Genomic DNA, 14448 nt, shown 5'->3' on the forward strand with positions numbered 1-14448 from the left:
AGGCTGCCCTGCAGAGCGGGTAACGTTGCCTACCCGACGCCAATGATCAAGGGGCGTCGCCACCTTACGCCAATCGTTTGATCTGATGTCGTGATTTCAAATTCTTATCAAGGAACTCAAGAGGCCGGTTATAGTTAGAAGCGCATACGTCTAATGCGAATAACAACATTGGTTGCCGCCAACGAACCACCTAGTCTGTGGGCTACATGCAGATTCTCGACATGTCCCCCCCACATTCAGGAGGCTTCAATGAGCGTTCCCTCACTGTCGGCAATTAGCGCCGTCACGTTCCAAAAGAATCCCCAGTTGCCGCGCAACTGCACCTTCGACCCTCGTGATTGGGAGATCCTCAGTAAGTACTGGCATCCAGTCGCAGCGGCAACTGAGTTGGGCAACGCACCTCTCTCCGCAACGCTTCTGGACGAATCGCTCGTAATTTTTCGAAGCGAGGGTCAAATTGTGGCCGCGCGTGACGTGTGCCCCCATCGCGGGGCGCCATTGAGTCGCGGTTGGGTTGAGAACGGAAATCTAGTGTGCCCCTATCACGGCCTGTCCTACAGTGCTGGCGGTCAGTGTCAGCATATTCCCTCGCAACCCAACGGCCCCATCCCGGACCGACTCAAGCTGAACATTTATCCGGCACAGGAGGCTTACGGTCTTATTTGGGTGTCGTTGGGTGGCGGCCATGAGCCACTTCCCAGCTTTGAAGCTTGGGATGCTGCCGGCTTCCAGCAGATTGTCTGCCCGTCCATCGACATCAAGGCATCGGCCGGGCGTCAAACGGAGGGGTTCATCGACGTCGCCCATTTTGCTTGGATTCACAATGAGAGCTTTGCTGACCGGGGCAATGCGGTGGTACCGCAGTACTCCGTCGAGCGCCAAGGGACTGGCCTTCGTGCCGAGTACGTGAGCAACGTCAACAACTTTCCAAAGGCCTTCTCACACAGGGCACCGCAAGGATTCCTATGGCGGCGAACCTTCGAAGTTGACGTGCCGTTCTTCGCCCGCTTAACCGTGCAATTTCCAGAGGGCGGGCGTCTCTCGATCTTGAATGCGGCGAGCCCCGTATCCTCTCGTCTCACCCGTCTCTTCGTCCCGATTGCGCGCAATTTTGATCACCACATTCCAGTTCAGGATGTCTACGACTTCAATCGGCAAATCTTTGAAGAGGACCGGGCAATCGTGGAACAGCAATGCCCAGAGGACCTTCCGATTGACCGCACTGCGGAAGTTCCGATCCTTGCCGACCGGTCTTCAGGAGCATATCGTCGCGCCCTTGCGGAGATCGGGCTCGGCCAGGCCTATTCAAGCTGAGCGGGGAGACCATCATGCATGTTTGGGAATGCGTCATCTGTGGCATGCGCTACAACGAGGCGGTCGGTATTCCGGACGCTGGGATACCAGCTGGAACGCGTTGGGAGGATGTACCCGAAGACTGGATCTGCCCTGATTGCGGGACAGGAAAAATGGACTTTGAAATGCAGCGAGTGGCCGCATGACGAAAGACGAAGCCGTGAAGGGCGACCCTTCAGATCACAGACTGCCCCTGGTCATTGTAGGCACCGGGCTTGCTGGCTACACGGTAGCTCGCGAAGTAAGGCGACAGGACAAGGAAAGACCCATCCTTATGATCACCCAAGATGGAGGTGAGTCGTACTCGAAGCCTATGCTTTCGAATGCCCTAGCACAGCGGAAGGGTCCTGCCTCCCTCGCAAATTTCGACGCAAAGGAGATGGCGGCTCAACTCGAGCTGACAATTTTGTCGCAGTGCGTAGTAGGCCGAATTCATACTTCTTCGAAGGAACTTGAGGTTCAGGGAAAGAGGATTTCGTACAGCCAACTTGTACTCGCCGTCGGCGCCGACCCGAAGCGACCGAAAATCGATGGCCCGGCAGGCGGAGAACTGCTATGCATCAACGATCTTGATGACTATGCGCGCTATCGTCAGAAGCTTGAATCCTGTCGCTCCGTAGTAATTCTGGGAGCAGGTCTGATCGGCGTGGAGTTCGCGAACGACCTGGTAGCGGCAAAGTTCGAAGTATCGTTAGTCGACCCCGCCCCAGTGCCGTTGTCACGTCTCTTGCATCCAGATGCTGGAAGCGAGTTCGCGAATGCGCTCTCGGCGGAGGGAATCAACTTGCAACTTGGTCGCTCGGTGCGCCACGTAGATTACTCGAAGCTAGGATATTCACTGACCCTTGACGATGGAGTTACGCTGTACGCTGACTTGATTGTGTCGGCGATTGGCCTAGCTCCGCGCGCTAGTCTTGCCAAGGCAGCAGGGCTGGACACCCGCGAGGGAATTGTCACGGACGCCTATTGCAGAACCAGCGCGCCGGACATCTTCGCTGTGGGTGATTGCGCAGAGATTCATGGCAAGGTGCAACCCTACGTTTTACCACTCATGCATTCAGCCCGCGCTTTGGCAGCAACGCTGTGTGGTCGCCCTACACCTGTCGAGTACCCGGTCATGCCGGTGGTTGTTAAAACGCCAGCCATTCCCACCATTATCGCGGGAACGGCTGACGCGAGTGGTCGGTGGTCTATCGAGGCAATCGACACCCCAAATGGGAAAGGTTTGAAGGCACTGTGCACCGACCTTACCAATGGCCAACTTAAACACTTCTCTCTTCTAGGAGGAGCGATCTCCGAGAAAACTGCGCTTCTTGGCACAATGAGCGCGCAACACGTCAGGACGTAGCATCCGGGGGAGCCGCAAGCGCGTGGCTCTCCGTCGATTCGCGTGCCTTGGAACCGGCGGGCCCTCGATGACGACGCCGTTGGATGCTCCCTTTGGAGAGGTGACCTAGAGATGACGGAACCCTTGGAAATGTCTTGCCTTGTACAGGCTCGCCTCGTCGAAACTCAGGATGTGACTTCGTTCCAGCTTCTTCCGATCGGTGTGGACGTGCCAGCGCTCTCCCCTGGCGCGCATCTCCGCTTGATGACCCCAGCAGGCATTGAGCGCGCATACTCGATCTTAAATTCTCCTCAGGAAACCGACTCGCTCTGGGTCTCTGTCAAAAGAGAACCACGCTCACGAGGTGGCTCGGCATCAATGCACGACCTTGCCGTTGAGGGGACCGTATTGTCCGTCACGGACGTAGCAAATAACTTCCCTTCTCTTAGATCCGAGAGGAAAGCGGTCCTTATCGCCGGCGGGATAGGCGCAGCGCCGATTCTCGCCATCGCTCAGGCCCTGAGTTCACAGGCTATCTCAGCCTTCGAAATGCATTATTTCGCCCGGTCGCAAGCTCATAGCCCTTTCTCCAAGCGGCTGAGGACAGTCGATGCCTACCTATGCCATCACCTTGGTCTCAACATCAAGCAATCTAAGGACAGACTCAAGGAGATCATATCGTCGACGGCGCCCAACGAGACGGACATCTATGTGTGCGGGCCTGGTGCGATGATAGCTACAGTCGCGAGGGCGGCGCTGCTTCACGGCATCTCGGACGAGGCAATCCGGTTCGAATACTTCGACGATGGAGACCTGGTCAACCGCTGGTCCGACGCCGCGCAGCACTCCTCCGGTCACCAAACTCTCGCAATGAGAAGGCATGCGAAGACATCGAAAGATTAATCTGACCGAGCACATCTTTTTCGTCGCCTTCGCGACCTGCCTCCTGCTTTCAGTACGGGTAACCCACGTGAGCGAGGACTCGTTGCTTCCGGAATGCCTCCAGGGAACATTGCACCGCCCGATACAACGCCATCAAGTATTAGCGGCTACGTCCTTGGCGCAAGGTGACCTGCGATCTTGCACTTTCGAGGAGCATCCCGATAGCTGGGGGAGCCCTAATCGGGAAGGATGTGAGCGAGTGGTACTGCGCGTCGGCGAAACCTGTGTGGACGGGACAGAGGCTACAGATGATTCGCGCTACAAATAGAGCAATGCTCTTACGTAGCGAACTGCCCCGAAACACCCGCTTCGAATATCAAGGGCGCCGCTCAAGTGGTGTCGATCCTGATATCGATTCGGACATTGCGTTCAACGCCACCTGTAGCAGGGGCGACTGATGTCGCTGCTTCACGAGGACTAGACCGATATCCCTGTGGTTCTCTGGCAGCATTGGCAAGAATCGAAACTGACCAATTGCGTGCTCCATCGACGCTACGCTGTTCGGCAGCACACTGTAGAGACCCGCGCTGGCAACCAGAGCCAGGATTGCGGTAATCGAATCTGCTTCAACTACTGGCTTCGGCGAAGCACCTGCAGCCGCGAACGCTCGATCGATACCGGTCCGGCATTGCATGTTGTCGGTGAAGAGGACCAGAGGAAGTTCAGCCGCGTGCCGCCACGAGACGCTCTGCTTACCTTCCATTGATTCGTGCGGTCCACAGACCAACACATAGGTCTCTCGACAGAGACTTCTCTTCTCGAACGCCTCGAGGCTCTCGGCATCCAGGTATGTAATGCCGACGTCAAGCTCAAAGTTGACTAGCTTTCGCAGGATTTCGGTGGCGGACAGGGTATGTAGTCGATGGGTGATTCCCGGATAGTGCTTCAGGCAATATTGAAGAAAAGGCGTTACCAGTGGAACAACTGCTGGAATCACGCCAATCCTAAGCACTCCCGACGGTCCTCCACTGGCTGCACTGGCCTCTTGCCTCAGGGCGTCACAGTCTTCCAGCACGCGCCGAGCCCACGCGAGCACCCGTTCCCCATCCGAGGTGAACCCTTGAAATCGTCGTCCCCGTTGGACGATAACCATTCCCAGCTCGTTTTCAATGCTGCGGATTGCACCAGAAAGCCCTGGCTGAGATACGTGGCACTTGGAAGCAGCCCGTCCAAAGTGTTTTTCTTGGTCCAATGCAACGAGGTACTTCAATTGACGAATGAACATGCGAACGATCCAACGAAGCACGAAGCCGGTTATACGCAAGGACGCTCGCTCAAGCTGTAACTTGATGCGGTATGCCCTGCATACGTACCAGAAGCATTTTTGCGTACGGTGACTGCATCGGCAAGCAAGCAAGTAGCCCAATGCAGCGAAGTGCCACCATAACTTCTATGGGTTTTCCGCTATAGCCATTGGAAACCGATTATGCGCAATGCAAGAGACGGCGCCCATGGCATACCTCCATCGCGAACTGGCAACGCAGGCCGGTCTATGCATCGCTCGAACCGACGGCACTTTGGCCTGATCTCTAACCTCGCGCGCCGTATGCACGCCCTCACATGAAGATCATGTCGGTCCGCATATAGCTGATCTTCAACTCGATATGTAAGAATGTATATAACGGGTGTCACCTTCGTCTGGTTCGACCCGGGATTTTGGTCTGGAGCTACCGTGGACTCGAACTTGATACGTGTATTGCACGTATTGCTGACCGAACGAAGTGTTTCCCGTGCAGCGTTGAAGCTCGGACAAACGCAACCGGCCGTAAGCGTGGCGTTGCGGAGATTGCGGGCGCTAACCGGCGATCCTCTCCTGGTGCGCAGCGGAAACGGCATGGTTCCGACCGAGCATGGGCTAACGCTGGTTGCTGCTGCAGAGCAGGCACTACTCGGGATCGGAAAGATTCTCGAGCCCGCCACGAACTTCGATCCAGTGCAGTCCAACCGGGTATTTCGCATTGGCTCGCCAGATTACCTGGACGTGTTCTTTGTTCCATCGGTAATCGAGCGGTTTCACGCGGAAGCGCCAAATGCGACCTTGGAGATCTGTCACCTCATGAGCGAGGAGAGTTACGAGCAGAAGCTCGCCGTGGGCCAACTGGATCAAGTCATCGGGAATTGGCGAACTCCGCCGTACCAGTTACACCTGCAGCCACTTTGCGAAGACGAACTAGTCTGTCTTCTCCGCGATGGACATCCGATCCGAGCAGGTGCAATGACCGCTCAAGCGTATTCATCGGCTCTCCATCTCGGCGTCTCTCCTAGGAATGTAGCAGGACCAGACACCATCGACGCGGAGCTGTCTCGCACCGGTTTTTCTCGCAGGGTGACAACGCACATTCCTTACTTTTGTATGGCGCCTTACGTGCTTGTGCGCAGCGATCTTGTCTTTACGACCACTCGAGCGTTTGCCACGCATTATTCGAAGATCCTGCCGTTGCGAATTGAGCCGTTTCCGGTCCCAGCGCGCGCACTAACTTACTACCAACTTTGGCACGAGCGAAGCCATAAGGACCAAGGCTCCCGCTGGCTCCGCGCGCTTGTGTCAAAGGCCGCGAGTTCAATCTTCCCTCACGGGGAGGCCAGATCTCCCATGGCGATCTCTAGCTGAGTACTTTCGCTTCGGAACGCTTAGGCTGCGAGTCCTGCTCCCCATGTAGAGGCGCCGCTAACAAAGGGCGGTACGTCTTTTCCAGCAATCTACGAGCTGCCAGATGCTGGTCAGCGAGTGCCAGTCATTAGGTCTACTCAAAGAAATGAACCTAGGCCCACATTTACAGGCCGCAGCGATACCGTTATATTCTATTGTTTATAACGCTCGACGAAGCTATGGGACCATAGCCGCTGTATCAGCGTTGCTCAATCGTGTGGAGGACACGAGTGATCCACGACACCTCAGCTGTCGCGCGCGGGACGGTCGATATGACTGGCGGTGAACAGGTTTACTTGGTCGGCATCGACGACACCGACAATCTCCATAGTCCCGGAACCGGCTTCCACGCCCGGCAACTGGGAGGACGACTGGTATCCGGAAGGGCCGCGCGCCTGCTCGACATTTCCCGCCACCAATTGCTGTTCGACCGGCGCATCCCGTACACCTCACACAACAGCTCACTGTGCCTGCGTATCGCCGTGGCGCCCGGCGGCATGGACCGCGTGATGTCGATCTGCCGTGAATACCTGCTGGCCGAGAGCGCACCCGGTTCGGATGCCGGCCTTTGCATCGCACCATGGACATCGGTCAATCACGCGATCCAGTCCTTCGGGGCGCTGGCGAAGCGCGAGATTCTGACGCTCGACCAGGCCGTCGCCACCGCGCGTGACCACGCCATCCACCTGGAGGGCCTGACCGGTGACCACGGCGGCATGATCGGCGCGCTGTCCGCAGTCGGCCTGCGCCGCACTGGCCAGGACGGCCGCGTGGCCTGGCGGCCCGGCGTGCGTGAAACCTCGGGCGTGGTGACGGCCGGATACCTGCGCCAGCACACGGGCATCGACGTCATTCGGGAATACCAGGGCGATGCGCCGATTGCCGACAGCGATCGGATCGATGTCGGCCGCTGGCCGCGCCCTGTACTGCAAAACGGACAAGCTGTTCTGCTTATCGAAAAAGGAAATCCTGACCATGGCATCGACTGGAAGCTCGTACCCAAGCAAATCCTCAGTCAGTTCTGACCGTCCCCACACACGCTGGGGGACGGTAGCCATCTGCATCGGCATCGGCATTGCGCTGGTGCTGGCCGACAGATGGATACGGGCTCCCTTGCACGTGCCCGGCTGGCGCGGGCTGATTGCCATGGCCCTGCTTGTTGCCGCGCGTCGCTGGAGCCTGGCCCAGTTCGCCTGCACCGGGGCAGCGGTCACCGCGCTGGCACTCAACGCCGGCATGGGGGGCGCGCCGCTGTCGGGTGTGTTCAGCTACCTGATCCCCGCGATCGTGCTCGACCTGTGCTTCCTGACCCGCTCGCAACCGAACGTGTGGCTGGCGGCAATTGCCGGTGGCCTGGCCAATGCCACGCGGCTGCTGCCCGCACTGGCCGGTGGCAGGGTGCCGGGTGTCACGGACGGCGCGCTCTGGTATCCGATCACCACGCACTTCCTGTTCGGCGCCTGCGGCAGCCTGATCGCATTCGCCGTTTTCACAGCCTTGCGCAGCAGGCAGCGCTGACCGTCATTGGCGATGGCACGCGGATTGGCGGGCATGCCTGTGCCCGCCCTGTGCGGACGTCGCTCCCTGCCATGCCCCCGCAATAGGCGCCTGCCTGACCGGCCCGCTCGCCGAACGTTTGCCCCGCACCTGAAAGCAGGACGCCGAAGCACCCCTCACCCTCCCATTTCCGTGAAACCCAATTCTGCCAACCTGTTCGCTGGCGCGTACGCACTCGCCGCTTCCTCCCTCGTCCACGCCGCCGTCGGTGACGACACGACCACCGCGCCGTACACCCTCGGCGCCGTGATCGTGAATGCCACGGCCGCGCAGCGCGCCGGCGAGCACGTCGAATCGGTCAGCGCCGAACAGATTGACGAACTCGGCGCTCGCACACTGGACGAGGCGCTACGCGCCACACCGGGCATTACCGTCAACCCCGGACCACAGGGCGTTCCGCGGATCATGATGCGTGGCCTGCCGCCACGCGAAACGCTGCTGTTCCTGAACGGTGTGCCCCTGAACGCTGCGGCCGATGGCCAGTTTGATCCCTCGCTGATCTCCACCGAGTCGATCTCGCAGGTTCGCGTAACCGAAGGTGCGACGTCGGTGCTCTACGGGCCCGGAGCCAACGCCGGCGTTATCGATGTGATCACGCGGCGCGGCACAAACGGGCTGCACGGCGGCGCCGGCATGGAGTTCGGCACGGGTAATGCGCGCCGGTTCATGGGCAATGTCTCCGGTGGCAATGACACGATCGACTACTTCGTGAGCGCAAGCCATACCAGTAGTGATGGCTATCCGGTGCCGGACGCCCCGAGACGAGCCAACAGCGATTCGCTGCGTACCAACCTTCTGGCGAACCTCGGCATCCGTGCAGGCGACTGGCGCGTCGGCATTACGGGAACGGCTGTCGAAGGTCACGGTGGCCTGCCGCCAAACACAATTGCGTCCACGGCCTCGAATCCGTACACGACGGCGCAGCAGTTTCGCCGCATGAACGACATCTCCGGGCAGTCGCTTCAGATCGATACGGCCTACGCGCCGGCCGGCCCGCTCAGCCTTCGCTTCAGCGGCTACATCAACCATCTGTACACCGTCCAGGACCGCTACGACAACGCGAACTACTCGACGATGTCGGACCCTACCGTCCAGACCTACCACCAGGTCGACAACATGACGGTCAGCGGCGGCCGCGCTCAGGCGCGCTATGACTTTGGCACGCTGGGCAGCCTGACCGGCTCGTTCAACTATCGCCAGGAGCAGGATGACGTCAGCGGGTACATCCGCAACGTGCCTGTCACGGCGGGCAGCGGCAGCGGCGGAGGAAGTGGCGGCGGACGTGGCAACGGCAGCGGCGCCGGCACGGGCAGCGGTGCGACACAGCGGTATGCGTTTAGCAACATCGACCAGAACAACATTGCACGCACCTACTCCACGGGGCTCGAATACCAGGTCGATCCGGTGGACCGGCTGCATCTGACGGCAGGCGCGAGCCATGAAATCTTCGACACGTCGGTTGCCCGGGACAACGGCAACCAGTGGATGGTGGGCGCCAGCTACGATTTGACCCGGCAGGTGCAGCCGTACCTTTCCTATTCGCGCAAGGTCCGGTTCGCCACGCTCGACCAACTCTTCGACCCCACGCAAGGCAACACCACGCTGGCACCTGAACGCTCGTCCAACGTGGAGGGCGGCGTCGTGTGGGCCATCTCGCAGGGAAACCGGGTACGGATCGGCGCTTTTAGCGATCGCATCGACAACTTCATCCAGAACGACCGGACGACGCAGCGCTACTTCAATAACGATGTAGTCAGCAACGGCGCCCAGTTCAGCGGTACGTTCTCCCCCACCGAGACCGTCACCATTCGCCCCGGCTATACGTACATGCACGTGTATTCGCGCAGCACCGGCGCCCGTCAGGACTATCGCCCGTCGCATGTCGTAAATCTCAGTGCGGCCTGGCAATTCATACCCACCTGGCGCCTGTCCGGGGATGTCTACGCGCAGTTTGGCGGCGTGGTGACTGCCCGGAGCGACGCGACCAACCAGATGGGGCTTGGCAGCTATTGGCTGGCCAACGTGAAGATCCAGAAGTCCTTCCCGGCCTATGGCGTCGACGTGTATCTCCGGGCCACCAACCTGTTCGATCGCAAGTACGAATACGCCGTGGGATACCCGGCACGCGGGCGCGAGGTGTTCGCCGGCGCCAGCTTCCGCTTCTAAGGGAGGCCATGCAATAGGATCCGCTCAATTCGGATCGCTCAGCGGCTGCATCTGTTTAGACGGCCGCTGCCTTGTCGTCGCGAGCTAGATTCGGGACGCGACGACACCCCAAAATGCCGAGCGAGTATAAGAGTACTGGGGATCGCTACCGCCTCCCCCAACTCGGGCGGACTCCCTGAGTCTCACACCATCGCTACAGGGAGCCCGCGGCTCTTCCAGTTGCAGCTATGCGGCAGCTTCGTCCATGCCGTAGGACCGACGATACATCTCCGCAATATGCTCGCCGACTGAAACAGCGGTGCTGTCCTCACTTGCCTCTTGTCCGTAGCGAACTGGCAACATCTTGTAGAAGTAGTCGGGATCGAAGAATGTCGGTACAGAGTAGCGATGTCGGTCGGGGGCCAGGTTCAGCACGCGGTGAGAATTTGAGTGGTACAACCCGTTGGTGAGAAGCGGAACCATGTCGCCCAGATTGATGACGAACGTACCCGGAATGTGCGGTGCGCGAATCCAGTCTCCGTCTGCGTTCTGAACCTCGAGGCCTCCGACGTCGTCCTGAAGCAACATCGTAATGATTCCCCAATCGGTATGGGCCCCGGCTCCAATCTGGTTGCCCGATCCAACTCTAGCCTGAGGCGGATAGTGCAGCAGTCTCGTGGTGACCATTGGTTCTGCGAGGCCGGGAGCGAAGTAGTCTTCGGGAAGCTCGAGTGACAATGCCAAGACCCTCAAGATATGTCGCCCGAGGCCAGTCATCTCGCCAATGTACCGCTCAGTCGCGGCCTGAACCGTCGGCAGTCCTTGTGGCCATTGATTCATGTCGTAGTAGTAGGGAACCGCTTGCCGAACGTACGGATGGTCCCCGTCGCAGTCTCGTCCGGCCATGAAACCCTCTTTGAGATCAGGCTGCGAGCCGTCATCCAACGTCTGACTCGACATCGCCTCGTAGCCGCGCATGCAGCGAGACTTACGTGCATCAATCTGTAGCTTCTCTGCGATAGGCAGTGCGAAGAATTCCCTCGCAATCTGAAGCTGACTATCCATCAGCTCCTGCGACACGCCGTGGTTAGAGACATAGAAGAAACCGATGTCGCGGCACGCCTTGTGAACTTCCCACGCGACGCTTTTGCGATCTTCGATAGATGCCGAAAAACTCTTCGTCAGATCAATAACGGGGATGTACTTCGCAGCGGAGGGTGGGGTGTACGGTGTCATAGATGGCTCCAACAGTTCAGAAGCACCGGCGCTTCCGTTTCGCAAATCTAGCTCCGCGAAATACCTCTGCGAAAGCCGTACTGTAAAAAGCAACGTTTCAAAACTGAAACGATTAGCGTATTAATCACGGCTCGCGGGTCGCCCTGTGCCGATAAAGGCCCAATACAAATACATTTTCACCAAAATGCGTATTTACCCTCCCCCCGGTGGTGCGCCGCAGCACCAACTTGAGGAAGCGGAAGGCGACCAACTTTCTCCTCCATTTACCCGTGGGGTAAACACCTAACACTCCGCATCTACCGCCGGAACTTCAGTCTGCTATTCTGGTATGCCAGAAACGTGATCTGATGAACCTGTTGTGATCATCAGTAGCTTTCTGAGCCACAAACACTCGAAGCCTAAAGGGCTCATTTTCCATACACGGATTCTGACCGAGCATTTTTTCAAAATGCCGGAATGGATCCCTTTCGCCCCGAAAAACAAATGAAAAACTGCCCCAACTTTCGAATACCTACTGACCCGATATCAGAAACCGACGATTTGATTTATCCAGGTGGGGTCGGTAGAAAGCGTAGCCAGTAAATCCCGAGCACGGCAAATACAAGATCGCTGCCCAAGGCATTTCCAATATCAATCCGAAGCTTCGCTTAGGCGTACTTCTCCATTTATCATCTCAAATGAAATCTTTCATCCGATTATTTTCTTTCTGGATGGTAGTACTGGTCGCTCTTGTCACGGTTTCCGAGACAAGAGCTGCTGATTGGAGCACAAGCGATTTTCAGTATCGATACGGTTCCAACTTCAATGACAACGGCGCCAGCGGCGGTCCGCGGATCGCAAAAAACTTGGTGGAGTTTCAGAACAGCACTGGGTTCGGTTGGGGGCGTAGCTACTTCTTCCTCTTGATGTCAAAGGCTAACGACGCAGACGGGAACTCGGCGGACCTATATAGCGAAGGTCAAGTTACTTTGAGTCTTTCGAAGATGTCTAAGCACGACCTGTCATGGGGCCCAATCAAGGATCTCGGCATCACTGCCGGTTACAACTATGGTGCACGAAACAGCGCGTTCCGCTCAAACTCTCGTGTCCTTGTTTATGGCGGAACCGTTGACCTCAACGTCCCTCACTTCAATTTCCTCAATGTCGACGTCCTGGCCTATCGCGATGCAGGCACATATGGCGGGTATGGTGGTGGGTTTTTGTGCGGCAGGATCGCGACTGGTTACCAGATCACTCCCTATTGGCAACTACCCTTCAGCATTGGGAGAGCTCGCTTCATGTTTGACGGCTACGTAGATTTCATCGGCGCTCACGGATCGTGTTCCTCCCAGATACTCGCTGAGCCGCAGCTCAAACTCGATGTTGGAGATCTATTCGGATACCGCGACAAGTTCTTTGTTGGTGTTGAACTCCAATACTGGCGAAACAAGTTTGGCTCTTCCGGCGTCAACGAGACTGTCCCCCAGGTAGTCGTTCAGTGGAAGCTCTAGCCCACAGAACCCGCACCAAAGGCACCGGCGTCGCGCCGGTGCCCGTCATCTCGGGCTAAAGTAGCACTAAGACAGCTTCGGAGAGGCACACGTGCAGTTCGATTTGAGGGTCATAGAAGCGTTTGCCGCAGTCATGCGAAACGGTAGCCTTACGCGCGCTGAAGCGATGACAGGCATATCAAAGGCGACCCTTAGTCGCCAGCTTCTCGCGTTGGAACAGCAGCTCGGGGCGACGCTGTTTAATCGCCAGGCGCGCGGCATGGCGCCAACAGAGGCTGGACGCGCCTTCTTCGCGCACTGCGAATCAATACTAAATGACGTTGCCAGCCGTCTCGACATGGCCAAAGTCCAGATTCAGGAGCTGGACACTGGAGTCTCTGGGGCGTTGTCCGTGCTGTCCGACAGCGAATTCAGCACAACTTTCGTGTGTCATGTCGCGAAGCTATTCCTCAGCCGATTTCCAAACGTCAAATTCAATCTGGATATCGCCGGCAGGCCCGAGGCCGTAGATAGCGCAGCTCCCGACTGCTATGTTTGCGCAACGCCTCCGGACATCCCTAATCTCATCGGAAAGGGACTGGGACGCATCAGCTATGGCCTCTATGCAAGCCCCATCTATCTGAAGCGAAGAGGCAATCCTGTCACCCCGCTGGATGTGTCCAAGCATGAGTCCATCGTTCTGAAAGAGTCACTCGGGCATGGCAAATCCGCTCCAATGCTCCATTCATCCGGAGGAAGCCAGCCCTACCTGCACCGATCCGACATCACCACAAACGACTACTGGGTCATGAAGACGTTTTGTATCGACGGATTCGGCATCGCGTTGCTGCCGGATTTCTTCGTCCAACCCGAGGTCGCACGTAGGATTCTCGTACCAGTGCTTCCTCAGTGGAAGCCAGAACGGCGCAGGATCTTCTGCGCCTATCAGAAGCAGCGATTTGCGGGCAAGAAGCTGAAGGAGTTCGTTGGACTGATGTCAGAGTGCATTGAAGACATCGATACCTACAGCCCCTATGTTGGCGAGCGGTCCACGCTACGCTCTAGCAACATTGACGGCTGACCCCTTCAGCAATAAGTAGCGTTAGGCTCTCTTTTCGATCCCTGGCATCGGGATGAAACCAGGAATCTCCTTGAACCGCTCAATCCACGCCAGGATGTTCGGGTATCCCGAAAGGTCGATGCCGCCCTCACCCGCCAAGGCGGTGTAGGGGAAGCAGGCGATGTCGGCAATGGTCGGGTGCCCCAACTCAAGCCAGTCGCGATTCGACAGATGCTTATCCATGATCGCAAAGGCGCGGTGCGCACCCTCATGCAGCTTGCCGAGACTCAGCGGATAGTTGAGGATCTTCACGAGCCGTGCGCCGGCGGCATTCATGATCTCGTTGCCGCCGGTCGATAGCCACTGATTGACCCGCCCCGTTCCTTGTGCGTCGGTCGGATACCAGATGCCAAGCTTGTCGTACTTGCGAGCGATGTAGGACAGGATTGCCTGTGCGTCGCGCAACGTGACGCTGCCATCCTCCAGAACTGGGATCTCGCCGAACGGATTGATCTTGAGAAACTTATCCGTCTTGTGTTCCTTGTTGATGAAATCAACCGGAACCTTTTCGTACGGCACGCTCAGCATACTCAGCAGCAGACGGACCTTGTAGCAGCTGCCCGACAACTCGAAGTCATACAAACGGATCATGAACACTCCAGACAAAAAAAGGCGTTCCTAATGGAACGCCAAACCTGCGGTTGAGACA

At 57.8% G+C, this 14448-nt stretch carries 13 protein-coding genes; 10 read left to right on the forward strand and 3 right to left on the reverse strand.

Annotated features, from left to right (window positions below; genetic code table 11):
- The first annotated feature begins 249 nt into the window (after nucleotides 1–249).
- The 4 genes from A9J21_RS21235 to A9J21_RS21245 all read left to right on the forward strand — a co-directional run bounded on the left by A9J21_RS21235 (nucleotide 250) and on the right by A9J21_RS21245 (nucleotide 3583).
- Nucleotides 250–1314, forward strand: a complete 1065-nt coding sequence (locus A9J21_RS21235; protein WP_066739131.1) for an aromatic ring-hydroxylating dioxygenase subunit alpha — start codon at nucleotides 250–252, stop codon at nucleotides 1312–1314.
- Nucleotides 1315–1328: 14 nt separating this feature from the next.
- The gene (locus A9J21_RS31110) at nucleotides 1329–1499 is read left to right on the forward strand and encodes a rubredoxin (RefSeq protein WP_082926542.1); all 171 of its coding nucleotides are present in this window, start codon (nucleotides 1329–1331) and stop codon (nucleotides 1497–1499) included.
- Nucleotides 1496–2701: an NAD(P)/FAD-dependent oxidoreductase gene (locus A9J21_RS21240; protein ID WP_066739132.1), complete on the forward strand. Its 1206-nt coding sequence runs from the start codon at nucleotides 1496–1498 to the stop codon at nucleotides 2699–2701. The genes A9J21_RS31110 and A9J21_RS21240 overlap by 4 nt, the downstream gene beginning before the upstream one ends.
- 111 nt (nucleotides 2702–2812) lie before the next feature.
- Nucleotides 2813–3583 (forward strand): ferredoxin reductase, encoded by a 771-nt coding sequence (locus tag A9J21_RS21245; protein WP_066739133.1) that lies wholly within the window; start codon nucleotides 2813–2815, stop codon nucleotides 3581–3583.
- Nucleotides 3584–3938: 355 nt separating this feature from the next.
- Here A9J21_RS21245 and A9J21_RS21250 read toward each other — a convergent pair whose 3' ends face one another.
- Nucleotides 3939–4847 carry a LysR family transcriptional regulator gene (locus A9J21_RS21250; RefSeq protein WP_066739134.1) on the reverse strand — a complete coding sequence of 303 codons (909 nt, stop codon included), beginning with the start codon at nucleotides 4845–4847 and terminating at the stop codon, nucleotides 3939–3941.
- Nucleotides 4848–5294: 447 nt separating this feature from the next.
- Here A9J21_RS21250 and A9J21_RS21255 point away from each other — a divergent pair, with 447 nt between their 5' ends.
- The 4 genes from A9J21_RS21255 (at nucleotide 5295) to A9J21_RS21270 (ending at nucleotide 9995) form a co-directional block, all read left to right on the forward strand.
- Nucleotides 5295–6233: a LysR family transcriptional regulator gene (locus tag A9J21_RS21255; RefSeq protein ID WP_231907000.1), complete on the forward strand. Its 939-nt coding sequence runs from the start codon at nucleotides 5295–5297 to the stop codon at nucleotides 6231–6233.
- A 269-nt stretch (nucleotides 6234–6502) separates the two neighbouring features.
- On the forward strand, nucleotides 6503–7297 hold the full coding sequence (locus tag A9J21_RS21260) for a hypothetical protein (RefSeq protein WP_156546066.1): 795 nt from the start codon (nucleotides 6503–6505) through the stop codon (nucleotides 7295–7297).
- Nucleotides 7248–7790, forward strand: coding sequence for a hypothetical protein (locus A9J21_RS21265; protein ID WP_156546068.1), 543 nt, complete (start codon nucleotides 7248–7250; stop codon nucleotides 7788–7790). The genes A9J21_RS21260 and A9J21_RS21265 overlap by 50 nt, the downstream gene beginning before the upstream one ends.
- A 171-nt stretch (nucleotides 7791–7961) precedes the next feature.
- Entirely contained in the window at nucleotides 7962–9995 is a 2034-nt protein-coding gene (locus A9J21_RS21270) for a TonB-dependent siderophore receptor (RefSeq protein WP_066739138.1), read from the forward strand.
- Between the two features lie 225 nt (nucleotides 9996–10220).
- Here A9J21_RS21270 and A9J21_RS21275 read toward each other — a convergent pair whose 3' ends face one another.
- The gene (locus A9J21_RS21275; protein ID WP_066739139.1) at nucleotides 10221–11210 is read right to left on the reverse strand and encodes an isopenicillin N synthase family oxygenase; all 990 of its coding nucleotides are present in this window, start codon (nucleotides 11208–11210) and stop codon (nucleotides 10221–10223) included.
- A 677-nt stretch (nucleotides 11211–11887) separates the two neighbouring features.
- On the opposite strand from A9J21_RS21275, the gene A9J21_RS21280 reads away from it, so the two are divergent.
- Nucleotides 11888–12700, forward strand: a complete 813-nt coding sequence (locus A9J21_RS21280; RefSeq protein WP_066739140.1) for an outer membrane protein OmpK — start codon at nucleotides 11888–11890, stop codon at nucleotides 12698–12700.
- Between the two features lie 91 nt (nucleotides 12701–12791).
- Nucleotides 12792–13760: a LysR family transcriptional regulator gene (locus A9J21_RS21285; protein ID WP_082926544.1), complete on the forward strand. Its 969-nt coding sequence runs from the start codon at nucleotides 12792–12794 to the stop codon at nucleotides 13758–13760.
- Nucleotides 13761–13781: 21 nt separating this feature from the next.
- Here the strand turns inward: A9J21_RS21285 and A9J21_RS21290 are convergent, their stop codons facing one another.
- A complete protein-coding gene (locus A9J21_RS21290; RefSeq protein ID WP_066739141.1) occupies nucleotides 13782–14390 on the reverse strand; it encodes a glutathione S-transferase family protein in 609 nt (202 codons plus the stop codon).
- Nucleotides 14391–14448: the final 58 nt, after the last annotated feature.

Source organism: Cupriavidus sp. D384, from assembly GCF_001652915.1.
GTDB lineage: Bacteria > Pseudomonadota > Gammaproteobacteria > Burkholderiales > Burkholderiaceae > Cupriavidus.

Excerpts from the sequence above, each read along its gene's own strand:
- A9J21_RS21235 (WP_066739131.1), top strand. The coding sequence starts at position 250 with ATGAGCGTTCCCTCACTGTCGGCAATTAGCGCCGTCACGTTCCAAAAG.
- A9J21_RS21250 (WP_066739134.1), bottom strand. The coding sequence starts at position 4,847 with ATGTTCATTCGTCAATTGAAGTACCTCGTTGCATTGGACCAAGAAAAA.
- A9J21_RS21240 (WP_066739132.1), top strand. The coding sequence starts at position 1,496 with ATGACGAAAGACGAAGCCGTGAAGGGCGACCCTTCAGATCACAGACTG.
- A9J21_RS21290 (WP_066739141.1), bottom strand. The coding sequence starts at position 14,390 with ATGATCCGTTTGTATGACTTCGAGTTGTCGGGCAGCTGCTACAAGGTC.
- A9J21_RS31110 (WP_082926542.1), top strand. The coding sequence starts at position 1,329 with ATGCATGTTTGGGAATGCGTCATCTGTGGCATGCGCTACAACGAGGCG.
- A9J21_RS21245 (WP_066739133.1), top strand. The coding sequence starts at position 2,813 with ATGACGGAACCCTTGGAAATGTCTTGCCTTGTACAGGCTCGCCTCGTC.
- A9J21_RS21275 (WP_066739139.1), bottom strand. The coding sequence starts at position 11,210 with ATGACACCGTACACCCCACCCTCCGCTGCGAAGTACATCCCCGTTATT.
- A9J21_RS21280 (WP_066739140.1), top strand. The coding sequence starts at position 11,888 with ATGAAATCTTTCATCCGATTATTTTCTTTCTGGATGGTAGTACTGGTC.
- A9J21_RS21265 (WP_156546068.1), top strand. The coding sequence starts at position 7,248 with ATGGCATCGACTGGAAGCTCGTACCCAAGCAAATCCTCAGTCAGTTCT.